20 protein-coding genes are annotated in these 23,428 nt (G+C 69.6%); 19 read left to right on the top strand and 1 reads right to left on the bottom strand.

Annotation, left to right across the window (positions count from 1 at the left end; translation table 11 throughout):
• The coding region (locus RIF65_RS11385; protein ID WP_309065658.1) for a DUF222 domain-containing protein at nt 1-910 on the bottom strand (910 nt) is incomplete at its 3' end.
• Nucleotides 911-1,081: 171 nt separating this feature from the next.
• Between RIF65_RS11385 and RIF65_RS11380 the strand changes: the two genes are divergently transcribed.
• From RIF65_RS11380 to RIF65_RS11290, 19 genes are all read left to right on the top strand, one after another.
• Complete coding sequence (locus tag RIF65_RS11380; RefSeq protein ID WP_309065657.1) at nt 1,082-1,753, top strand: GntR family transcriptional regulator; 672 nt, start codon at nt 1,082-1,084, stop codon at nt 1,751-1,753.
• A complete protein-coding gene (locus RIF65_RS11375) occupies nt 1,750-3,276 on the top strand; it encodes an MmgE/PrpD family protein (RefSeq protein WP_309065656.1) in 1,527 nt (508 codons plus the stop codon). The genes RIF65_RS11380 and RIF65_RS11375 overlap by 4 nt, the downstream gene beginning before the upstream one ends.
• Nucleotides 3,276-4,187, top strand: coding sequence for a methylisocitrate lyase (gene prpB / locus RIF65_RS11370; RefSeq protein WP_309065655.1), 912 nt, complete (start codon nt 3,276-3,278; stop codon nt 4,185-4,187). Before RIF65_RS11375 ends, prpB begins: the two co-directional genes overlap by 1 nt.
• 40 nt (nt 4,188-4,227) lie before the next feature.
• Complete coding sequence (locus RIF65_RS11365; protein WP_309065654.1) at nt 4,228-5,352, top strand: bifunctional 2-methylcitrate synthase/citrate synthase; 1,125 nt, start codon at nt 4,228-4,230, stop codon at nt 5,350-5,352.
• A gap of 148 nt (nt 5,353-5,500) precedes the next feature.
• Entirely contained in the window at nt 5,501-6,577 is a 1,077-nt protein-coding gene (locus tag RIF65_RS11360; protein WP_309065653.1) for a LacI family DNA-binding transcriptional regulator, read from the top strand.
• A 166-nt stretch (nt 6,578-6,743) separates the two neighbouring features.
• Nucleotides 6,744-8,066 carry an ABC transporter substrate-binding protein gene (locus tag RIF65_RS11355; protein ID WP_309065652.1) on the top strand — a complete coding sequence of 441 codons (1,323 nt, stop codon included), beginning with the start codon at nt 6,744-6,746 and terminating at the stop codon, nt 8,064-8,066.
• 77 nt (nt 8,067-8,143) lie between these two features.
• Nucleotides 8,144-9,046 carry a carbohydrate ABC transporter permease gene (locus RIF65_RS11350; protein WP_309065651.1) on the top strand — a complete coding sequence of 301 codons (903 nt, stop codon included), beginning with the start codon at nt 8,144-8,146 and terminating at the stop codon, nt 9,044-9,046.
• 7 nt (nt 9,047-9,053) lie between these two features.
• Nucleotides 9,054-10,028 (top strand): carbohydrate ABC transporter permease, encoded by a 975-nt coding sequence (locus RIF65_RS11345; protein ID WP_309065650.1) that lies wholly within the window; start codon nt 9,054-9,056, stop codon nt 10,026-10,028.
• 1 nt (nt 10,029) lies between these two features.
• Nucleotides 10,030-11,307, top strand: a complete 1,278-nt coding sequence (locus RIF65_RS11340; RefSeq protein ID WP_309065649.1) for an arabinan endo-1,5-alpha-L-arabinosidase — start codon at nt 10,030-10,032, stop codon at nt 11,305-11,307.
• Nucleotides 11,304-11,978: a YesL family protein gene (locus RIF65_RS11335; RefSeq protein ID WP_309065648.1), complete on the top strand. Its 675-nt coding sequence runs from the start codon at nt 11,304-11,306 to the stop codon at nt 11,976-11,978. The genes RIF65_RS11340 and RIF65_RS11335 overlap by 4 nt, the downstream gene beginning before the upstream one ends.
• An 81-nt stretch (nt 11,979-12,059) precedes the next feature.
• Nucleotides 12,060-13,559 (top strand): arabinosylfuranosidase ArfA, encoded by a 1,500-nt coding sequence (gene arfA / locus RIF65_RS11330; RefSeq protein WP_309065647.1) that lies wholly within the window; start codon nt 12,060-12,062, stop codon nt 13,557-13,559.
• Entirely contained in the window at nt 13,559-14,578 is a 1,020-nt protein-coding gene (locus tag RIF65_RS11325) for an arabinan endo-1,5-alpha-L-arabinosidase (protein WP_309065646.1), read from the top strand. Before arfA ends, RIF65_RS11325 begins: the two co-directional genes overlap by 1 nt.
• Before the next feature lie 188 nt (nt 14,579-14,766).
• Nucleotides 14,767-16,038, top strand: coding sequence for an FAD-binding protein (locus RIF65_RS11320; RefSeq protein ID WP_309065645.1), 1,272 nt, complete (start codon nt 14,767-14,769; stop codon nt 16,036-16,038).
• 280 nt (nt 16,039-16,318) lie between these two features.
• Nucleotides 16,319-17,308, top strand: a complete 990-nt coding sequence (locus RIF65_RS11315; RefSeq protein ID WP_309065644.1) for an ABC transporter substrate-binding protein — start codon at nt 16,319-16,321, stop codon at nt 17,306-17,308.
• 77 nt (nt 17,309-17,385) lie between these two features.
• A complete protein-coding gene (locus RIF65_RS11310; RefSeq protein WP_309065643.1) occupies nt 17,386-18,960 on the top strand; it encodes a sugar ABC transporter ATP-binding protein in 1,575 nt (524 codons plus the stop codon).
• A complete protein-coding gene (locus tag RIF65_RS11305; RefSeq protein ID WP_309065642.1) occupies nt 18,957-20,003 on the top strand; it encodes an ABC transporter permease in 1,047 nt (348 codons plus the stop codon). Before RIF65_RS11310 ends, RIF65_RS11305 begins: the two co-directional genes overlap by 4 nt.
• Nucleotides 20,000-21,052 carry a galactofuranose ABC transporter, permease protein YjfF gene (gene yjfF, locus RIF65_RS11300; RefSeq protein ID WP_309065641.1) on the top strand — a complete coding sequence of 351 codons (1,053 nt, stop codon included), beginning with the start codon at nt 20,000-20,002 and terminating at the stop codon, nt 21,050-21,052. The genes RIF65_RS11305 and yjfF overlap by 4 nt, the downstream gene beginning before the upstream one ends.
• A gap of 79 nt (nt 21,053-21,131) precedes the next feature.
• Complete coding sequence (locus RIF65_RS11295) at nt 21,132-22,154, top strand: LacI family DNA-binding transcriptional regulator (RefSeq protein WP_309065640.1); 1,023 nt, start codon at nt 21,132-21,134, stop codon at nt 22,152-22,154.
• A 187-nt stretch (nt 22,155-22,341) separates the two neighbouring features.
• A complete protein-coding gene (locus tag RIF65_RS11290) occupies nt 22,342-23,352 on the top strand; it encodes a LacI family DNA-binding transcriptional regulator (protein WP_309065639.1) in 1,011 nt (336 codons plus the stop codon).
• The last annotated feature ends 76 nt before the right edge of the window (nt 23,353-23,428 follow it).

The following is a 23,428-nucleotide window of genomic DNA, read 5'->3' as shown; positions in this document are numbered from 1 at the left end:
CCCCGCCGGCGCCCATCAGGGTGGTCACCGGGATCGTGACACTCACCTGCGCAACGATCCCCGCCAACCGGCCGTCCGGGGTGTCATGCCCGACTGGCGCCCCCGTCAACAACACATCCAGCGCCAGATCCGCGCGCTTCTGCGACAACGTGCGCGTGTCCGGCGCAGCCGGGTCCATGCTCGCCGCCGATGCGTCGGCGTCGGCGCGGACCGCGGCGGGCCCGAACGCCTCACCCGACCCCGTGGCGTCGATAGCAGCATCCGGTTGGGGGTCGGGGTCGGTGAGGGCTTTGGCCATGGTGGTGAGTCGGTCGAACGCGCCGTGGATGAGCGCGGCGGGACCGAACACCCCGAACTCCGCCATCCCGTCCGGGGCGTCCTTCACCCACGCCGACCGCTTCTCCCTGGCATCCCGGTGTCGGTCCTCGAGTGGGCGGGGCTGGTACTGCTCCGCGATCCGCGCAGCGACCCCGCGCACCCGGTTCGGGGACTCCCGCTCCGCCACCTCCACCACCCGCGCCGAATACGCGTCCCGTGCCGCGGGGTCGTCCAGGTGGGCGCCGGCATCCACGATCACCCGGACGTGACCGGCCGTGATCCGCCCCGCCCCCTGCGCCTGCCACACCAGCGGGAACCGCTCCACCCGCTCCGACGCCTCCGCCATCCGCCGCTGCACCGTCCGATCCGTGACCCGCAACGCCGCCCCCAACTCCGCCGCGACCGCCCGCACCGACACGTCCGCCTCATCCGCATCACCCGCCACCGACAACGCCCACCGGGACGCGAGCGCGAGGACCCCGTCCCGGGCGGCCTGCAACGTGGACAGGGAACGCTCCAGACCCTGCGCCAGGTCGACCAGCTGATCCAGCGTCGCCACCTGCTCCGCAGACACATCCCACAACGCCCTCATCACCCCAGTATGGAAGGAGCCACCGACACTGGAAGCCCAGATCTCACCCCGAAATGACCGCCCCGGAGCAACGAACACGTAACGAACAGAACTGGCGTCGTATGTATACCTAAATCCTCATAGACGCATCTGCCCCTCGCAGATCAGAGCATTTGTGTATACGCTGACCTCATGACCATCGCCGTCGAGCCCCTCCGCGCGAGCGAACGCGCGTACGCGGTGCTGCTCGACGAGATCCAGTCCGGCGCGCTGCCCGCCGGTCACGTGCTCGCCGAAGTCGAGCAGGCTGCTCGGCTCGGGGTCAGCCGTACGCCGATGCGCGAGGCATTGCGCCGGCTCGTCGCCGAAGGCCTCGCCGTCCAGCAGTCGCCGCGCGTGACCGTCGTCGCCGACCTCGACGCCGACGATATCCGGGCACTGTTCGAGATCCGCCGCGCACTGGAGGAGACGTCCGCCCGGCTGGCGGCCGAGCGGGGGGACCGTCGGCTGTTCGCGGACCTCGCCGACGAGTTCGCACACGTCGATCTCGACGGAGCCGACGGACGCGACGCCTACTATGCGCTCATCGCCCGCCTCGACTCAGCCCTGGACTCCGCCGTCGGCAACGACTACATCGCCTCTGCGCTGCGCACCGTCCGCACCCACCTCGTACGGGTGCGCCGGATGGCCCGCGACAAGCCCGACCGGTTGGCCGCCTCCGCCGCCGAGCACCGCCTCATCGCCGAAGCGCTGGCCGCCGGCGATGGCGACCTCGCCGCGCATGCCACCCACGTCCACCTGCACAACGCGCTGACCAGCATCCTCAGCTCCCTCACCGCCGCCGAAAGCGAAGGAACGACATGACCGTCACCCACCACGTCCGCGTCTACCGCAGCGAGGAGCAGCTGCCCCGCGAGGAGCAGCTCGCCTGGAAGATCGCCCAGGTCGCCGTCGACCCGGTCGAGGTCGAGCCCGACGTCGCCGACATGGTGATCAACCGGATCATCGACAACGCGTCGGTCGCGGCCGCGTCGCTCACCCGCGCGCCGATCAACGCCGCCAGGGCGCAGGCGTTCGCCCACCCGGTCTCCACCGGCGGCGCCGGCGCGACCGTGTTCGGTGCCGCGCTCGACCGCCGCACCAGCCCGGAATGGGCCGCGTGGGCGAACGGCGTCGCCGTGCGCGAACTCGACTACCACGACACGTTCCTGGCCGCCGACTACTCGCACCCGGGTGACAACATCCCGCCGATCCTCGCCGTGGCCCAGCACGTCGGCGCGGATGGACGCGCGCTGCTGCGCGGCATCGCCACCGGCTACGAGATCCAGATCGACCTCGTCCGCGCCATCTGCCTGCACAAGCACAAGATCGACCACGTCGCCCACCTCGGCCCCTCGGCCGCTGCCGGAATCGGCACGCTGCTCGGCCTTCCCGCCGAGACCATCTACCAGGCGATCGGTCAGGCGCTGCACACCACCACGGCCACGCGGCAGAGCCGCAAGGGCGAGATCTCGACCTGGAAGGCGCACGCCCCGGCCTTCGCCGGCAAGCTGGCCGTGGAGGCGGTCGACCGCGCCATGCGCGGACAGACGTCGCCGTCGCCGATCTACGAGGGCGAGGACGGCGTCATCGCGTGGATGCTGGATGGCCCGGATGCCTCCTATGAGGTCCCGCTGCCGGCCCTCGGCGAGCCCAAGCGCGCCATCCTCGACTCGTACACCAAGGAGCACTCCGCCGAGTATCAGGCGCAGGCGCTCATCGACTTGGCGCGCCGACTCGGCACCGAGCACCCCGAGCTGCGCGACCCGGCGCACATCGAATCGATCGTCATCCACACCAGCCACCACACGCACAACGTGATCGGCTCGGGCGCCGGCGACCCGGAGAAATACGACCCGACGGCGTCCCGCGAGACCCTCGACCACTCGATTCCGTACATCTTCGCCGTCGCGCTGCAGGACAGCACCTGGCACCACGTCGACTCATACGCACCCGAGCGCGCCGCCCGCCCCGACACGGTCGAGCTGTGGCGCAAGATCACCACCGCCGAGGATGCCGAGTGGACCCGCCGCTACCACTCCACAGACCCGGCCGAGAAGGCGTTCGGCGGCCGTGTGGAGATCCGCACCACCGACGGTGAGACGATCGTCGACGAGATCGCGGTGGCCGACGCGCACCCCCTGGGGGCGCGGCCGTTCGGCCGGGAGGACTACATCCGCAAGTTCCGCATCCTCGCCGCCCCGGTGCTCGACGCCGCCGAGATCGACCGGTTCCTCGAGCTCGTGCAGCGGTTGCCCGAGCTGACGGCATCCGAGGTCGCGCAGCTGTCGATCGTCGCGAAGCCGGGCGTCCTCGAGAACGCGCCGGTGCCCGAGGGGCTGTTCTGATGCTGTACGCGAACACCCCCGCGCACGAGAAGCGCCGGCTGTTCCGCGAGCGGCTGGCGAGCGGTGAGCTGCTGCGCTTTCCGGGTGCCTTCAATCCGCTCTCGGCGCGGCTGATCGAGCAGAAGGGCTTCGACGGCGTCTACATCTCGGGTGCCGTGCTGTCGGCCGACCTCGGCCTGCCCGACATCGGCCTCACCACACTCACCGAGGTGGCGGGCCGCGCCGGGCAGATCGCGCGGATGACCGACCTGCCGGCCATCGTCGACGCCGACACCGGCTTCGGCGAGCCGATGAACGTCGCCCGCACCGTGCAGGAGATCGAGGATGCCGGTCTCGCCGGCCTGCACATCGAGGACCAGGTCAACCCCAAGCGGTGCGGCCACCTCGACGGCAAGAGCGTGGTCGATGCCGACACCGCGATCAAGCGCATCCGCGCGGCGGCCGACGCGCGCCGCGACGGCAACCTGCTCATCATGGCGCGCACCGACATCGCCGCGGTCGAGGGGCTGGAGGCGGCGAAGGACCGTGCGAAGGCGCTGGTGGACGCGGGCGCCGACGCCGTCTTCCCCGAGGCGATGCGGTCGCTTGCCGAGTTCGAGGCGATGGCGGATGCCGTCGACGTGCCGATCCTGGCGAACATGACCGAGTTCGGCAAGAGTGAGCTGTTCTCGGTCGATCAACTCCGCGACGCGGGCGTGCGCATCGTGATCTGGCCGGTGTCGCTGCTGCGGATGGCCATGGGTGCCGCCGGCAGCGCACTCGATACCCTGAACAAGGAGGGACACCTCACCTCCCGGCTCGGCGAGATGCAGCACCGCGCCGATCTGTACGACCTCATCGACTACGAGTCCTACAACCACTTCGACTCGGGAGTCTTCAACTTCACGATCGAGAAGCCCTCCGGTCGTTGAGCGAGGCGCGAAGCGACGAGACGGAACGAAGGAGCACACAATGCCCGAGGACATCAAGAAGGGACTCGCGGGCGTCGTCGTGGACAGCACCGCGATCTCGAAGGTCAACCCCGAGACGAACAGCCTGCTCTACCGCGGCTACCCCGTGCAGGAGCTCGCCGCGTCGCAGCCGTTCGAGGCCGTCGCCTACCTGCTGTGGAGCGGGGAGCTGCCGGATGCCACGCAACTGGCGGACTTCCAGCGCATGGAGCGCTCGATGCGCGCGCTCGACGAGCGCACCATCGCGCTGCTGGACACGCTGCCCGCGCACGCCCACCCGATGGACGTCGTCCGCACCGCCGTCAGCCAGCTCGGCGCGTTCGACGAGACCCTGCACCAGCCCGGCGGCTGGACCGACCGCGACCTGGACCTCGGGCGCGCCGTCTACCTGTTCGCGCAGATCCCGACGATCGTCGCCGCCGTGCAGCGCCGCCGCCGCGGCCTGGAGCCGATCGCGCCGCGCGACGACCTGGACTACTCCCGCAACTTCCTGTGGATGACGTTCGGCGAACTGCCGTCGGATGCCGCCGTCGACGTGTTCCGCGTGTCGATGGTGCTGTACGCCGAGCACTCGTTCAACGCGTCCACGTTCACGGCGCGGGTGATCGCGTCGACCACCGCCGACATCTACTCCGCCGTGGTGGGCGCGATCGGAGCGTTGAAGGGCCCGCTGCACGGCGGGGCCAACGAGGCTGTCATGCACATCTTCGACGAGATCGGATCGGCCGAGAACGTCGTCCCGTGGCTCGACAAGGCCCTCGCCGAGAAGCGCAAGATCATGGGCTTCGGGCACCGCGTCTACAAGAACGGCGACTCCCGGGTGCCGACCATGAAGGCGGCGCTCGACGTGCTGCTCGAGGAGTCCGGCCGCGACGACCTCGCCGCGCTGTATGACACGCTGGAGCGCGAGTTCGTCGCCCGCAAGGGCATCCACCCCAACCTCGACTACCCGTCGGGGCCGGCGTACAACCTGCTCGGTTTCGACACCGAGATCTTCACGCCGCTGTTCGTGGCGTCGCGGGTCACCGGGTGGACCGCGCACGTGATGGAGCAGGCCGCGTCCAACGCGCTGATCCGCCCGCTGTCCGCGTACAACGGGGTCGAGGAGCGCCACGTCCAGGACTGACCCGCCGCCGAGACTTCTCTTTCAGCGTGAGACATGCCCGGTGTCGTGCCGTCTCATGCTGAAAGGCAAGTCTCGCGCGGCGCACGGCGGCCAGTTGCGCGATTCGAAATGGTGTACAACGTTGTAACATGGCAGCGAGGGGGTGAGCATGTCCGCCACACTGCATGACGTCGCACGGCTCGCCGGCGTGTCGATCAAGACGGTCTCCAACGTCATCAACGACTATCCGCACATCCGGCCCACCACCAAGGCTCGCGTCGAACAGGCGATCGCCGAGCTCGGCTACACGCCCAACCTCACCGCCCGTAGCCTGCGCTCGGGGCGCACCGGGGCGATCGCCCTGGCCGTGCCCGATCTCGGCCTGGCGTATTTCGCCGAGCTGGCGGCATCCGTCATCGCCGCCGCCGAGGCGGCGGGGGTCGTCGTGCTCGTCGAGCAGACCGGCGCCGACCCGGCTCGCGAGCGTGAACTGCTGCGCAGTCCTCGGCTCAAGCTCACCGACGGGCTCATCTTCAGTCCGCTCGGGATGGGGCAGGAGGATGCCGACGCGCTGGCCGTCGACTACCCGATGGTCCTGCTCGGCGAGCGGATCTTCGACGGACCCACCGATCACGTCACCATGCGCAACGTCGAGGCGGCGCGCGCGGCCACCGAGTTTCTGCTCGCCTCCGGGCGCAGGCGCATCGCCGTCGTCGGCGCGCACGCCGGCGAGGTGATCGGCTCGGCCGCGCTGCGTCTGCAGGGCTACCGCGAGGCGCTCGCGGCCGCCGGCATTCCGTACGACGACGACATCGTCGGTTACACCACCCTGTGGCACCGGGCCAACGGCGCGGACTCCATGCGCGAGCTGCTGGCACGCGGGGTCGAGTTCGACGCTGTGTTCGGCCTGAACGACACGCTCGCCCTCGGCGCCATGCGGGTGCTGCAGGAAGCCGGGCGCAGCATCCCGGACGAGGTGGCGGTGGTCGGGTTCGACGGCCTCGACGAGGCGGAGTACTCCATCCCCAGCCTGACCACGGTCGACCCGGGGCGGGACTGGATCGCGCGCACCGCGGTGTCGACGCTGCTGGAGCGGATCGCGGGAAAAGTCACCGGCGAGCCGCGGCTGCTATTGGCCGACTTCCGTATCCTTGCGCGGGAGTCCGCGCCGCGGCCCGCCGCTCTCGCGGGTGCTGACGCCGCCGCGGCGCCCGGGGACACGGCCGTCGCCGGCCTCCGAAGCTGATCCGCGTCGCCCCCCGCCGGCTCATCACGGATTCGTCGTTGACAAGCGTGCGGCACGGAGTTACATTCTCTACAACGTTTACTACAACGTTGTAGAAGTGGGATCGCCGCCGACCTCCGCGGCGACTCGACATCGGTGTCATTCCACCCGAGAGGAACACAGCACAATGAAGTCACGGATCCTGGCCACGGCGGGCGCGCTCGTCCTCGCCTCGGCGACCATCACCGGCTGCGCGGCCGGCAGCGGTGGCGGCGGCGATGCCGACACCCTCACCTTCATGTTCCGTGGGAACGACGCCGAGAAGGCGGCGTACACCGACGCGATCAAGCAGTTCGAGAAGGACAACGACGTCAAGGTCAAGGTCATCATGACCACGCCGGACGAGTACTCCACCAAGCTCAAGGCGGCCATCACGGGCAAGCAGATCCCGGATGTCTTCTACATCGATCCGGGCAGCGTTCAGGCGTACGTACGCTCGGGCATCATCAAGGACATCACCGACAAGGTCGAGGAGACCGTCGACCTCGACAACGTGTGGGAGTACGGCGTCGACAGCTACCGGTTCGACGGCAAGCTGATGGGGCAGGGCGCGATCTACGCGATGCCCAAGGACATCGGCCCGTTCTCGTTCGGCTACAACAAGACCATGTTCGAGGCGGCCGGCATCCCGCTGCCCGACAAGGACAAGCCCTACAGCTGGGACGAGTTCATCGACGTCGCCAAGAAGCTCACCCTCGACACCAACGGCGACGGCACGCTCGACCAGTGGGGCACCGGCCTGAACGTGCAGTGGAACCTGCAGTCGTTCGTGTGGTCCAACGGCGGCGACTGGCTGAACGAGGACCGCACGAAGGTCACCGTCGACACCCCCGAGTTCGCCGAGGCGCTGCAGTTCTTCGCCGACATGTCGAACGTGGCCAAGGTCACCCCGTCGACCACCGACGCGCAGACACTCGACACCTATCAGCGCTGGATGCAAGGCCAGATCGGCTTCTTCCCCGTCGGCCCGTGGGACGTGCCCACCTACGAGAAGCTCGACTTCGAGTGGGATCTGATCCCCTACCCGGTCGGATCGACCGGTGAGACCGCCTCGTGGATCGGCACGCTGGGCATTGCGGTGTCCGAGTCGTCGAAGAACCCCGACCTGGCCACCGAGCTCGCCATCTACCTGTCCACCGACGAGACCGCACAGCAGGCGCTGGTCGACGCCGGCGTGCAGATCCCGAACCTGAAGGACATGGCCGACGAGTGGGTCGCCTCCTCGACGCTGCCCCCGAGCAACAAGCAGGAGTTCCTCGACGTGGCGAACGACTACGGCCGTGCGCTCCCCGGCGGCAACACGTACAGCGCCGAGTGGTACGACGAGCTCTGGAAGAACATCCAGCCCGTCCTCGACGGCAAGCAGACCGCGGCCGAATACCTGTCGGACGTGCAGCCGCGCATGCAGGAGCTGCTCGACAAGGCGAACGCGGAAGCCGGCATCGGCTGACCGCCTCCCCGGGGGCCGGTCGTGACACCGGCCCCCGGGGCACCAGCCAACCATCCGTCTCAGAGAACGAGGTGACCATGTCAACGACCACCGTTCGTCGCTCCCGGCTGCACCGCCGCGAACACCTGGCCGCAGCCGCCTTCATCGCGGTGCCCGTGCTCGGCTTCCTGATCTTCATCGCCTACCCGCTGCTGTTCGCCGTCTACGCGTCGTTCACGAAGTGGAACGGCCTCAGCGAGCCGGTGTTCAACGGGCTCGACAACTACGTCGACATGGCGGGCGACCGGTACTTCTGGCAGGCGATGGGCAACACCCTGTTCATGATGATCGGCATCCCGATCGGGCTGGTGATCTCCCTCCTGCTCGCACTCGCGCTGAACCGCCGGATGCGCGGCACCACGTTCTTCCGCACCGTCTACTACGTGCCGGTCATCTCCTCGCTGGCCGCGGTCGCGATCCTCTGGCAGTGGGCCTACAACGGCGACTTCGGTCTGGTCAATCAGGTGCTCGGGATGTTCGGCATCGAGGGCCCGAACTGGCTGCAGAATGCGGATACCGCGAAGCCCGCGATCATCATCATGGCGATCTGGAAGGGCCTCGGCTTCTCGATGCTGCTGTACCTGGCAGCGCTGCAGTCCGTTCCACGGCATCTCTACGAAGCCGCCGCGATCGACGGGGCCGGCGCGTTGTCGCAGTTCCGCCACATCACCGTCCCGATGCTGCGCCCGGTGACCTTCTTCCTGGTCGTCACGAGCATCATCGGCGGGGCGCAGATCTTCATCGAGATCAACATCATGACCCCCACCGGAGGCCCCGAGTTCTCCACGGCATCGATCGTCTGGTACATCTGGCAGAAGGCGTTCAACTACCTCCAGATGGGCTACGCGACGGCGATGTCGATCGTGCTGGGACTGCTGGTCTTCGTCGTCACGGCGATCCAGTTCCAGGTCAACCGTCGCTCCCAGTTCTCCATCGAGTGAGGCAGCCATGACCCTGTCACCCCCCACCACGTCTGCCGCGCCCGGAACGGTCACCACCGTCCTCCCCGCGGCCGCCGCCCGCCGCCGTCTTCCGCGTCGCGTCATCGGCGAGCCGACCGGCAACTCCTCCGCGCCCGTCGGCACGCGCTCGCGCTCGTACCGCACCATGAACGTGATCGTGACGATCCTGCTGTCCATCGGCGGCATCGTGATGATCGCCCCGCTGGTGTGGACGTTCAGCACGTCGCTGAAGACCAAGGAGGCGGTGTTCTCCCTGCCGCCGCAGTGGATCCCCGACCCCGTGCAGTGGGAGACCTACATCCGGGTCTGGTCGGCCGGTCCGCTCGCCAGCGGCATCCTGAACAGCCTCATCGTCTCGGTGAGCGTCACCGTCGTCGGCACGGTGAGCTCCGCCATCGCCGCGTTCGCCTTCGCGAAGATGCGGTTGCCGTTCAAGAACGTCATCTTCCTGGCGATGCTGTCGGCGATCATGATCCCGTTCCCGACGATCATGATCCCGCAGTTCAAGATGTTCGCGGATGCCGGGATGGTCGACACCCTGTGGCCGCTGATCCTTCCGGGTCTGTTCGGCAACATCGTGATGATCTTCTTCCTCCGCCAGTTCCTGGACTCGGTGCCGGACTCGATCATCGAGGCCGCCAAGCTGGACGGCGCGGGCTACCTGCGGATCTTCTTCACGCTGATCTTCCCCGCGATCCGCCCGGCCATCGCCGCGCAGTTCATCCTCTGGTTCATGGCGGTCTGGAACGACTACCTCGCGCCGATCATCTACCTGAACACCCCCGAGCGGCAGACCCTGCAGCTGGTCATCGGCAGCTTCAACGCCACCTACGCCAGCCAGACGGACTATCCGCTGATCATGGCGGCGTCGTTCATCGCGCTGATCCCGGTGCTCGTGGTGTTCGTGGTCTTCCAGCGGCAGATCATCGAGTCGGTCGCGCTGAGCGGATCGAAGGCCTGACATGACCGCGCTCACGAACGATCCCCGCACCTGGGGTGCGCGCAACGCCCACGACCCGACCGTGGTCCGCGGCGACGACGGCCTCTGGTACATGTTCTCGACGGACGCCGCCGCCGACGCGCCCGGCTTCCCGGTGGGTGCGCACGTGCGCACCTCGACCGACCTCGTGACCTGGTCGTTCCACGGCACGGCCCTCGGTGAGGTCCCCGCGCCCGCCCGGGACTGGAGCGGCGCGCAGGGTCTTTGGGCGCCCGACGTGGTGCGCTGGCCCACCGGCGACGGGCGCCCCCAGTGGCACATGTATTACTCCGCGTCGACGTTCGGTTCGCGCACCTCGGCCATCGGCCTGGCCATCGCCGACAGCCCCGCCGGTCCCTGGATCGACCAGGGCATCGTGGTGGCGACCCGGCACGACCGCGACGCGCACAACGCCATCGATGCGGCGATCGCGTTCGATCGCGACGGACGGCCGTGGATGATCTACGGGTCGTTCTTCGGCGGCATCCACATCGTCGAGCTGTCGCCCGAGACCGGCCTGCGCCTGCGCGACGAGCCGGGCACGCTGATCGCGCGTCGTCCCGCAAGCGTCGACGGCGCGATCGAGGGCGCGTATGTGCAGTACCGCGCCGAGGAGGACCGCTTCGTGCTGTTCGTGTCGTACGACTCGCTCGTCGACACCTACAGCGTGCGGGTGGGCGTCTCCGACCACATCACCGGGCCGTACCGCGACGCCGCCGGCAACGACCTCACCTCGCCGGAGCCCGCGCGCGCCACGACGGCCGGCACCAAGGTGCTCGGCGGGTACCGGTTCCCCGGTGGCACGGGGTTCATCGCGCCCGGGCACAACTCGGTCTTCACCGACGGCGACGCGACCTTCATGGTGCACCACGTGCGGCTGGCCGACGCCCCGACGCAGCACGAGGCGCAGATCCGACGTGTGCACTGGACCCGCAACGGCTGGCCGCTGGTGTCGCCGCACCCCTTCGCCGGGGCGGACGCCGAGAGGCTGCCCTCCGCCCAGCCGGTTACCGGCCGCTGGCAGGCGGTGCGGTTCGCGCCGGAGACCACCGCCCTCGTCGAGGCGCGGAGCGTGCAGCTGTCAGCCCCGGTCGCCAGCGCCGGCGAGCCGGTCGCGACGACCCTGACCGTGGACGGCGTGGAACTCGGCGGAGTCGTGTTCGGCGCGTTCGACCCGGTCGCGGGACGCCCCGTGCTCGCGTTCGCCGGCCTGGACCCGGCGGGCGTGGTGTGGGCGGGATCGCAGGAGATCGCACCGTGAGCGGCACCGGAGCGGCGCCGGTGGCGCCGACCGCGGGGGCGGGCGATGCGCTCGGCGTCGGCTGGACCGGCCGGGTCATGCAGATCCTGCACGTCGTCACGGCGCTGATCGCCGTGAACCTGATGTTCCTCGCCGGCACGCTGCTCGGGCTCGGCATCCTCGGCGTCATGCCCGCATCGGTCGCGGCCGCGGCGGTGCTGCGCCGCGACGACCTGCTCGCCGGCACCGCCGATGACGGTCTCGTCCGCACCTTCGTCGCGACGTATCGCGCCGAGTTCGTGCGGGCGAACCTCACCGGCATCCCGTTCGCCATCGCGGGGATGCTGCTGGCAGCGGATGCCGTGCTGCTGCCGCAGCTGCGCGGCCCGGCATCCGCGGTGCTGCTGGTGCTCACCGGCGCGCTCGCCCTCGCTGTCGTCGCGAGCGGCACGGTCGCCGTCGTGCTGCTCTCGCGATACCAGGACCCGCCCCGCGCCCTGCTGCGCTACGCGGTCGTGCTGCCGCTGACCTTCCCGACGACGGCCGCCGCGGTGCTGACCGTCCTCGCCGCCTGGGCGGTCATCGGCTCGATCGCGCCGGTGGTGCTGCCGCTCGTCGGAGCAGCGGTCCCGCTGGCCGCCGCGGTGCGACTGATCGGCGCCCGGCTCGACCGCGTCGAGCGGGCCGGCTGACGGTCCGCCGACTCCCTCCGCTTCACCCCCCTGACCTCGCCGTGCTGCCCTGCAGTCGGCCCGCCCAGAGAAGGAAAACCCGTGACCAAGGCACGCATCTCGATCGACCGCGAGGCGGTCGTCGCCCCCATCAACCGCCGCATCTTCGGCTCGTTCGTGGAACACCTCGGACGCTGCGTCTACGACGGCATCTACGAACCCGGCCACCCGACCGCCAACGAGGACGGCTTCCGTATGGACGTCGTGGAGCTGGTGCGGGAGCTCGGTTCCACCACCATCCGCTACCCGGGCGGCAACTTCGTCTCTGGTTTCCGCTGGGAGGACTCGGTCGGCCCACGCGAGAAGCGCCCGGTGCGGCGCGACCTGGCCTGGCACGCGCTGGAGACCAACCAGGTCGGCGTCGACGAGTTCGCACGGTGGCTGAAGCTGACCGGCTCGGAGCTGATGATGGCGGTGAACCTCGGCACCCGCGGCATCGAGGCGGCCCTCGACCTGCTGGAGTACTGCAACCACCCGTCGGGCACGGCACTCAGCGACCAGCGCATCGCCAACGGCACCCCGGAGCCGCACGACATCCGCATGTGGTGCCTGGGCAACGAGATGGACGGCCCGTGGCAGACCGGCTACATGACCGCCGACGACTACGGCAAGCTGGCCGCCCGGACCGCGCAGGCGATGAAGGCCGCCGACAAGAGCCTGGAACTCGTGGTGTGCGGCTCGTCCGGGTCGTCGATGCCCACCTTCGGCGACTGGGAGCGCACGGTGCTGGAGCACTCGTACGAGCACGTCGACTACATCTCCTGCCACGCGTACTACCAGGAGCGCGGGGGCGATCTGGACTCGTACCTGGCCTCGTCGGTGGACATGCAGTACTTCATCGAGACCGTGGTGGCCACCGCCGACCACGTCGGCAACAAGCTGAAGTCGAAGAAGAAGATCAAGCTGTCGTTCGACGAGTGGAACATCTGGTACCTCGACGAGCACCGCGAGTCGGACGAGGTCAACGACGAGTGGCGTTACGCGCCCCGCCAGCTCGAGGACGTCTACTCGGTGGCGGATGCCGTCGTGCTGGGCAACCTGATGATCACCCTGCTGAAGAACCACGACCGGGTGGCCAGCGCCTCGCTCGCGCAGCTCGTGAACGTGATCGCCCCGATCATGACCGAGCCGGGCGGTGACGCGTGGCGGCAGACCACGTTCTTCCCGTTCTCGGTCACGTCGCGGCTGGCGCGCGGCGAGGTGCTGAAGCCGCGGATCGACGCGGGCACGTATGAGACCGCCGTGTACGGCACGGTGTCGCTGGTGGATGCCGTCGCGACGACCGACGAGGAGTCCTCAGCCGTGTTCCTGGTGAACCGCAGCCGCACCGAGTCGCTCTCGGTCACGGTCGACGTCACGGAGCTCGGTGCCGACCGCATCACCGAGGCGGTCACCCTGTGGGACGACGACGTGTACGCGAAGAACACCCTGCAGGACCAGAACCGCGTCGGCCTCAAGCAGCTCGAGGGCGCCGTGCTCGACGGTGGCGTGCTCACGGTCACGCTGCCTCCGGTGTCGTGGTCGGCGATCGCGCTGGCCTGATGTCCCGGTTCCCGCGCCTCGCCGGCGCCGTCGCAGCGGCACTGCTCGCCGTGGCGGCGCCGGCGGCACTGGCAGGGTGCGCCCCTGCATCCGCCCCCGCCGCCGCCGTGGTCGAGCCGACCGGCGACGTGTTCGTGCACGACCCGGCGTACGTGCACGGCGGTGCGGAGTCGTACATCTACTCCACCGGCAACGGCGGGCTCGGCGACGGCAACATCCAGATCCGCCGTGCCGGGACGGACGGGGTGTGGGAGTACCTCGGCGAGGTATGGGAGGCCAAGCCCGCGTGGCTCTCGGAGCGCATCCCGGGCGTGCAGAACCTGTGGGCGCCGGAGCTGTACGAGCACGACGGCACCTGGTACCTCTACTATTCGGCGTCCACGTTCGGAAGCAACGTCTCGCTCATCGCGCTCGCCACCAACACCGCGCTCGACCCCGATGATCCGGAGTACGAGTGGGTCGACCGGGGCGAGGTGATCGCGTCGGAGGGGACGGACTTCAACGCCATCGATCCCGGGATCGTCGAGGACGCCGACGGCACGCCGTGGCTGTCGTTCGGCTCGTTCTCCAGCGGGCTGAAGATCGTGCAACTGGAGTGGCCGACCGGCCTGCGCGCGGATGGCGAGGAGCCGACGGCGATCGCCGATCGCGGGCTGGTCGAGAACGCCATCGAGGCGCCGTTCATCCTCCCGCACGACGGCGCGTTCTACCTGTTCGCGTCACGGGGCTTCTGCTGCAAAGGCGTCGACAGCACGTATGAGATCATCGTCGGCCGGTCGTCCTCCGTCACCGGTCCGTACCTGGATGCCGACGGCGGCGCGCTCACCGAGGACGGCGGCACCGTCGTGCTCAGCGCCGACGGCGACCGGATCGGCCCCGGCGGGCAGTCGGTGTCGGGCGGTGTGCTCGCGTTCCACTGGTACGACGGCGCCGCCGACGGCATGTTCCGGCTCGGTCTGCTGCCGCTTCTGTGGGAGGACGGCTGGCCCCGAGCCGAGTGGCCCCGCCCCGCGGCCTGACAAGGCGTCCCCGGGAGCCCCCGCGGGAGCCCCCCGGGCGGGAGCCCCCGAGACTTCTCTTTCAGCGTGAGACATGCCGCTTGGTGTGCTGTCTCACGCTGAAAGAGAAGTCTCGCGGTCGGGTGGGTGCGCGAGGGGGGTAGTTCTAACGTTGTAGACAACAGGGCTCTCAACCGTAGGATGTGCGCATGTCATCGACCACGAACTGGGCCGGCAACCTGACGTACGGCGCGCGGCGGATCGCAAGACCCGCGAGCGTCGACGAACTGCGCGAGGTGATCGCCTCCGCCCGTCGCGAGGGCCTGCGGGTGCGCACGCTCGGGTCGCGCCACAGCTTCACCCCGATCGCCGACACCGAGGGCGTGCTGGTCGAGAGCGCAGGGCTGGCGGGGGCGATCGACATCCTCGACGACGAGCGCGATGCCGCCGTGCGCGTCGCGGGCGGCATCCGCTACGGCGAACTCGCCTCCGAACTGCACCGCCGCGGCTATGCGCTCGCCACTCTCGCCTCACTGCCGCACATCTCGGTGGCGGGAGCGGTCGCGACCGGCACGCACGGGTCCGGCGACCGCACCGGCTCGCTCGCCGCGGCCGTGCGGGCGATCACGCTCCTCACCGCCGACGGCGAGCACCGCAGACTCGCCCGCGGGGAGGACGGCTTCGACGGCGCAGTGATCTCGCTCGGCGCACTCGGAGTCGTGACGCAGCTCGAACTCGACGTCGAACCGACCTACGACGTCGCGCAGAGCGTGCACGAGGGACCCCGCTGGGACGCGCTGCTCGCGGAGTTCGACGCCGTCACCTCGCTCGGCACCAGCGTCAGCATCTTCTCGCGCTGGACGGATGCCGACATCGCCGATCAGCTATGGATCAAGAACCGCGTCGGCGCCGAACCGGCCGATGCCGAGCTGCTCGCACGCCTCGGCGCGGCGGAGGCGTCGGTCGCCCGGCATCCGATCTTCGGGGCTCCTGCCGAGGCCTGCACCGAGCAGTTCGGCCGACCGGGCCCCTGGCACGCGCGCCTGCCGCACTTCCGGCTCGAGTTCACGCCGTCGGCCGGCGAGGAGATCCAGAGCGAGTACCTGGTGCCGCGCGCCGACGCGGTCGCCGCGATCGAGGCGATCCGCTCTCTCGCCGATCGCATCGCGCCGCTGCTCCTGGTCACCGAGATCCGCACCGTCGCCGCCGACCGGCTGTGGCTGAGCTCATCCTACGACTCGGATGCCGTCGGCATCCACTTCACGTGGACGCGCGACGAGGCCGCTGTGCGAGCGCTGCTGCCGGACATCGAGGCGGCGCTTCCGGCATCCGCTCGCCCGCACTGGGGGAAGATCTTCACGCTGCCGGGCGAGGAGGTGCGTCGGCGTTACCCGCGCTGGGACGACGTCGCCGCCCTGCGCGACCGGATGGACCCGGAGCGCGTATTCATGAACGGTTTCCTGGAGGGGCTGGGGCTCTGAGCCCGCCGCGGCGCGCCCGCTGCCCGCCCGCCGCCCGCCCCGCCCCGCCCGCCGAGACTTCACTTTCAGCATGAGACAGGCCGTCTGGCGTGCTGTCTCACGCTGAAAGTGAAGTCTCACGCGTTGGACGCGGGCGGCGGGACGGACGCCGAGAATGTGAGCGCTCACTTTGGCTCTTGTGAGCGCTAACAGTGAGCGCTAACATTTCCAGGACGGCCACGACGGCCGGTCCTCTGCACCGCCACAGTCACGGGTGCGGGAAGAACAAGGAGGTTCAGCAATGAAGAAGCTCATCACCATCGCCGCGGCCGGCGCAGCGCTGGCGCTCGCCCTCAGCGGGTGCTCGGCGCACGCCGCACCCGCAAGCGGCGGCGACGGCGGAGGCAAGGCGATCGACGAGCTCGTCGTCGGCTTCGCCCAGGTCGGCGCCGAGTCCGGCTGGCGCACCGCCAACAGCAAGGACATCCAGGCGTCGTTCGAGGAGGCGGGCATCGAGCTCAAGTTCTCCGACGCGCAGCAGAAGCAGGAGAACCAGATCAAGGCGATCCGCTCCTACATCCAGCAGCGGGTGGACTACATCGCCTTCTCGCCCGTCGTGGAGACCGGATGGGATGCCGTGCTCAACGAGGCCAAGGCGGCCGGCATCCCGGTCATCCTGACCGACCGCGCCGTCGACTCCAAGGACGAGTCGCTGTACGTGACGTTCCTGGGCTCGGACTTCGTGGAGGAGGGCCGTAAGGCCGGCCAGTGGGCAGTGACGGAATTCGCGGACGCCGACTCCGTGAAGATCGTGCAGCTCGAGGGCACGACCGGTTCCGCCCCGGCGATCGACCGCGCGGAGGGCTTCGCCGAGGTGATCGGCGAGGACGACAAGTTCGAGGTCGTCGCCAGCCAGACCGGGGACTTCACCCGCGCTGGCGGCCGTCAGGTCATGGAGGCGCTGCTGAAGTCGCAGCCGGAGATCGACCTCGTCTACGCGCACAACGACGACATGGGTCTGGGTGCGATCGAGGCGATCGAGGCCGCCGGCAAGGTGCCGGGCAAGGACATCAAGATCGTCACCGTCGACGCGGTCAAGGACGGCATGCAGGCGCTCGCCGATGGCAAGATCAACTTCATCGTCGAATGCTCGCCGCTGCTGGGCGCCCAGCTCGTCGACATCGTGAAGACCCTCAACGACGGCGGCGAGGTCGAGAAGCGCATCGTCACCGAGGAGACCACCTTCACCCAGGAGCAGGCCATCGAGGCGCTGCCCGACCGCAAGTACTGAGCGCCGCCTCAGCACAGCGCACCCCTCCGGGGGCGGGAACGCCGCCCCCGGACTCACCCCTTCGACGGAGAAGCAGGATGACCGAACCGAGCAGACCACCCGCCCCACCCGCGCACCCGGAGCCGATCGTCGAGGTCCAGCGGATCTCGATCTCGTTCCCCGGCATCAAGGCGCTGGACGAGGTGTCCTTCCGGATGTTCGCCGGCGAGGTGCACTCGCTGATGGGGGAGAACGGCGCGGGGAAGTCCACCCTCATCAAGGCCCTGACGGGCGTCTATCAGGCCGATTCCGGCACCATCCTGTTCGCCGGGACGCCGGTGTCGTTCCATGGCACCGCGCAGGCGCAGGATGCCGGGATCAGCACGGTCTATCAGGAGGTCAACCTCCTGCCCAACCTGACCGTCGCCGAGAACATCATGCTGGGTCGTGAACCGCGCCGATGGGGGGCGATCGACAAGCGCGCGATGCGGGCACGCAGCCGTGAGGTGCTCGCCCGCCTCGGCCTCGACATCGACCCGGATTCCATGCTCGGCACGCACTCCCTCGCGATCCAGCAGTTGGTCTCCATCGCCCGCGCCATCCACATCGACGCGAAGGTGCTGATCCTCGACGAGCCCACCTCGAGCCTGGACAACGACGAGGTCGCAGAACTGTTCCGCATCATCCGCAGCCTGAAGGAGTCGGGCGTCGCGATCCTGTTCGTGTCACACTTCCTCGACCAGGTGTACGAGATCGCCGACCGGCTCACGGTGCTGCGAAACGGCACGCTGATCGGCGAGTACCTCACGCCCGATCTGCTGCGCATCGAGCTGGTGCAGAAGATGATCGGTAAGGAGGTCGGCACCCTGGAGGAGCTCGAGCAGCGCGTGCGCGAGAACGAGGGGGCGGATGCCGGTGGCACCCCGTTCCTGCGCACCAGGGAACTCGGACGCAAGGGCTCCGTCGCCCCGGTCGACCTCACCATCGCAGAGGGCGAGGTGGTCGGGTTCGCGGGCCTGCTCGGCTCTGGTCGCACCGAGGTGGCCCGTCTGCTCGGCGGCATCGACCGCTCGGACGCCGGCCGCCTCGAGCTGCGCGGCGACCCGGTGCGGCTGCGCACCCCGCGGCAGGCGCTCGCGCACCGCATCGCCTTCTCGAGCGAGAACCGCCGCACCGAGGGCATCGTCGATGAACTGTCGGTGCGGGACAACATCATCCTGGCGCTCCAGGCGGACCGGGGCTGGTTCCGCCCGATCCCGCGCAAGCGCGCCGAGGAGCTCGCGCAAAGCTACATCGAGGCGCTGCACATCCGCCCCGCCAACCCCGATGCCATCGTGCGCAACCTCTCCGGCGGAAACCAGCAGAAGGTGCTGCTGGCCCGCTGGCTGGCGGTCGCACCCCGCCTGCTCATCCTCGACGAGCCGACGCGCGGCATCGACATCGGGGCGAAGGCGGAGATCCAGAAGCTCGTCATCAGCCTGGCCGAGAACGGCATGAGCGTGGTGTTCATCAGCGGCGAGCTCGAAGAGGTGCTGCGCCTCAGCCACCGGATCGTCGTGATGCGCGACCGGCGCATGATCGCCGATCTCGACAACGACGCCCTGACCATCGACAGCCTGCTCGCCCTCATCGCCGACGGCGACGCAGAGGAAGACCTGGAGGAGACCGCATGAACGCACTGCTCGCACGCACCTTCGCGAGCCGGCTGTTCTGGCCGCTGGTGATGCTCGCCGTCCTGTTCCTGATCAACGTCATCGCGTTCCCCGGGTTCTTCGCGATCTCGCTGCGAGATGGCAACCTCTACGGCAGCCTCATCGACATCCTCCGCAACGGCGCGCCGACCCTGATCGTCGCGATCGGCATGACACTGGTCATCGCCACCCGCGGCATCGACCTGTCGGTCGGAGCGGTCGCCGCCATCGCGGGAGCCGTGGCCTGCAGCATCCTTCTCGGCTCGGCCGAGCCGGGCAACCCCGGCGTGGTCGCGATCGCCATCGCCACCGCGATGGGCATCGCGTTCGTGCTGGGACTGTGGAACGGCTTGCTGGTCTCGGTGATCGGCATCCAACCCATCATCGCGACGCTCATCCTGATGACCGCGGGCCGTGGAGCGGCCATGCTGATCACCGAGGGGCAGATCCTCACGGTGAACAGTCCGCCGTTCAAAGCGCTCGGCGCCGGCTTCCTGTTCGGCGTGCCGATCGCGGTGTACATCGCCGCCTTCGTGGTGCTGCTCGCCGGTGTGCTGACCCGGCGCACCGCGCTCGGGATGCTGATCGAGGCGGTCGGCATCAACCCGGAGGCCTCCCGCCAGGCCGGCGTGCGCGCACGCGCCCTGCTGTTCCTGGTCTACACGTTCGCGGCGCTGTGCGCCGCGGCCGCTGGGCTCATCCTCACCGCCAACACGATGGCGGCGGATGCCAACAACGCGGCCCTGTTCATCGAGTTGGACGCGATCCTGGCGGTCGTGATCGGCGGCACGTCGCTCGCGGGCGGGCGCTACTCCCTCACCGGGACCGTCGTGGGTGCGCTGGTGATCCAGACCCTCGTCACCACGGTGTACACGGTCGGCATCCCGCCGATCGTGACGATGGTCTTCAAGGCCGCGGTCGTGACGCTGGTGTGCCTGCTGCAGTCGCCCACGACCAGCGACGCGCTGCGGTCGTTCCGGCGCAGGCTCGCTCTTCGAGCAGGAAAGGATGCGGTGGCGGTATGAGCACCATCGAACGCACCATCAGCGACAGCGGCACGAGCGCCGACGAGGTGGTCCAGACGTCCACCCGGCCCGGGCTCGCGCACCGCCTGCGCGGCGCCTTCACCAGCCCGAAATACGGACCCGTCCTCGTGACCGGCATCCTGTTCGTCGCCGTCCTCGTCGCCGGCGGACTGCGGTATCCGGGTTTCCTGAGCGGGCAGGTGGTCCTCAACCTGCTCGTCGACAACGCATACCTCATCGTGCTGGCCGTCGGGATGACGTTCGTGATCCTCACCGGCGGCATCGACCTCTCGGTCGGCGCGGTGGTGGCGCTGTCCACCATGATGGTGGCGAGTCTGCTGCAGAGCGGTGTGCCGGCCGGGGCGGTCATCCCGCTCGTGCTGGTGTCGACGACGGTGCTGGGTCTGCTCGTCGGGCTGATGATCCACGTCTTCCAGGTGCAGCCGTTCATCGCGACGCTGGCGGCGATGTTCCTCGCGCGCGGCCTCTGCTACGTCATCAGCCAGAACTCGATCTCGATCTCCGACCCGACGTTCATCGCGCTCGCCGTGTCGCGCATCCCGCTCGGCGGCGGAATGTCGATCACCTGGAGCGTGGTCATCGCGCTGCTCGTCGTGTCCGCGGCGGTGTGGATGCTGCATCGGACGCGCTTCGGACGCACCGTCTACGGTCTCGGTGGCGGCGAGCACAGCGCGCGGCTGATGGGGCTTCCCGTCGCGCGCACCAAGGTGCTGGTGTACGCGATCAGCGGCCTGTGCTCGGGCATCTCCGGCATCCTGTTCTCGTTCTACACGCTCTCGGGCTACCCCCTGACCGCGGTGGGCACCGAGCTGGACGCCATCGCGGCTGTGGTCATCGGCGGCACCCTGCTCACCGGCGGCTACGGGTTCGTGCTCGGCTCGGTGCTGGGCGTGCTCGTGCTCGGCATCATCCAGACGATCATCACCTTCGAGGGGACGCTCTCGTCGTGGTGGACGAAGATCTTCATCGGAGGTCTGCTGCTGGCGTTCATCGGGCTGCAGCGCGTGCTGACGATCCGTCGCGCGTGATCAGCGGGGGAGTGCGGACGCGCGCCGGGATAATGTGTTCAGGCGCGCGCCCGATCGCGCCCGAGGGGAGCAGGCGGCGGTGCTGAGCGCGGACGACCACGGGCGCGTCGCGACGATCTTCGACGTCGCGCGCCTCGCCGGCGTGTCCCACCAGACCGTCTCCCGGGTGCTGAACGACCTGCCGAATGTGCGCGCGGCCACCAAGGAGCGGGTCGAGCAGGCGATCCGGCAGCTGAACTACGTCCCCTCGCAGGCCGCCCGCGCGCTGGTCACCAGGCGATCGCGCACCATCGGCCTCGTCGCGACCGGCCTGCCCGACTGGGGCCCGTCGAGCATCGTGCTGAGCTTCAACCGCTCGGCTCGTGCCGCCGGCTACGCGGTGGTGTCGGCCAACCCAGCCGACGTGGAGGGGGCGACGCTGCGATCCGCCGCCGAGATGCTGATCCGGCAGAGCGTCGAGGCCATCGTCCTGCTCGCGTCCGAACGGGGGGCGCTGGACGCGTTCGCAGACTGGGATCTCGGCATCCCCTTCATCGCCATCGCCTCCGAGGCGCGCGGGCGTGGAGTTCGGGTCACGCTCGACCAGTACGCGGGAGCGCGCAGGGCGGTCGCGCACCTGCAGGAGCTCGGGCACCGCGACATCCGGCACATCGCCGGACCGGTGGGTTCGATGGACGCGGAAGAGCGGCTGCGCGGCTGGCGGGACGCGTTGCGGGATGCCGGATGGCACCCCGCCGAGCCGCTGCGCGGCGATTGGACCTCGACCTCCGGCTATGAGATCGGCCGAAGGCTGCTCGCCGAGGGGACCCCGGATGCCGTCTTCGCGAGTAACGACCAGATGGCGCTCGGCCTGCTGCACGCGGTGCAGGAGGCGGGGCTGCGCGTGCCGGATGATCTCAGCGTGGTCGGCTTCGACGATGTGCCGGACGCCGCGCACTTCTCGCCGCCGCTGACCAGCGTGCGCCAGGACTTCACGGCGCTCGGGCAGGAGGCGATGGCCGCTGTGCTCGCGCAGATCACCGATGAGGACACCCCGATCGCCCCCGAGCCGCGCGTGCCCGAGCTCATCGTGCGCGCGAGCACCCGCCCCGCCCTGCGCTGAGGCCGGGCGGACATGGCGCCCACGGTGCCCGGGTGAGGCTTCGGCGGTGAGACTTATCTTTCAGCGTGAGACATGACGTGTGGCGTGCTGTCTCACGCTGAAAGATAAGTCTCGCGGGGCGGGGGCGTACTGGCGGTCGTGGGGACGGGGTGTGACCGGTCCCGACGCGGGGCCTACACTCGGGACGATGAGTGCAGCAGCGGAGAGTAGGGCGCGCGCGATCGGCGTGCGGGACGTGGCCGCGCGCGCCGGCGTCTCGCGGCAGACCGTGTCGCGCGTGCTCAACGCGCACCCCGATGTGGCCGACGAGACCAAGGACCGCGTGCTGCGCGCGATGGACGAGCTCGGATACCGGATGAACAACGCCGCCCGCGCCCTGGGCACGCGGCGATCGCGGACCCTCGGCGTGCTGGCATCCGACGCCCTGCTCTACGGTCCGTCGCGCAGCATCGCCGCGATCGAGGCATCCGCGCGCGACGCGGGGTACTGGGTGAGCGCCGCCTTCGCCGATGCCGGCGACGCGGCGGGGGTCGTGTCGGCCGTCGATCACCTGATCGCCCAGGGCGTCGAGGGCATCGTGGTCGTCGCCCCGCATGCGCGCACGCTCGACGCGCTCGATGAGATGCGCATCGGGGTGCCCGTCGTGACGCTGCACTCCTCCGGCCGGGGCGCGCGCGGCCTCTCGGTCGACCAGGTGGCGGGAGCCCGGCTGGCCGTGGCGGTGCTGGCGGATGCCGGACACACCCGTATCGCCCATCTTGCGGGTCCGTCCGACTGGCTGGAGGCCGAGTCGCGCGCCGACGGTTACGCCGCAGAGCTGGCGGCGCGGGGCCTGCCGCCCGGCCCGGTGATCGCGGGGGACTGGTCCGCCGGGTCGGGGTACGCGGCAGTCGAGGCGGTCCGGTCCTCGGGCGTCACCGCGGTGTTCGCGGCGAACGACCAGATGGCGCTCGGCCTGCTCGGCGGACTCCACGAGGCGGGGTTGTCCGTGCCCCGCGACCTCAGCGTCGTCGGCTTCGACGACGTGCCGGACGCCGCGTACTACTGGCCGAAGCTCACCACGGTGCGCCAGGACTTCACTGAACTCGCCCGCCGCGCGGTCGCCGCACTGGTCGGGGAGGGCGACGCCACGGCATCCGATCTCGCGCCGGTCGCGCCCCGGCTGGTCGAACGCGACTCGGTCGCCCCGCCGCTCTGACCCATCCCGCCACGCAGCGCGGCCGACCCGCTCGCCCAGCTTCGCCACCCGTGCTTGACGCGGGTTCCCGCGCCGT

Origin of the sequence: Microbacterium sp. (assembly GCF_031180975.1) — a bacterium.
Lineage (GTDB): Bacteria > Actinomycetota > Actinomycetes > Actinomycetales > Microbacteriaceae > Microbacterium.
The sequence above is the reverse complement of the archived record's forward strand: the minus strand, read 5'-3'. Positions and strand labels throughout refer to the sequence as shown.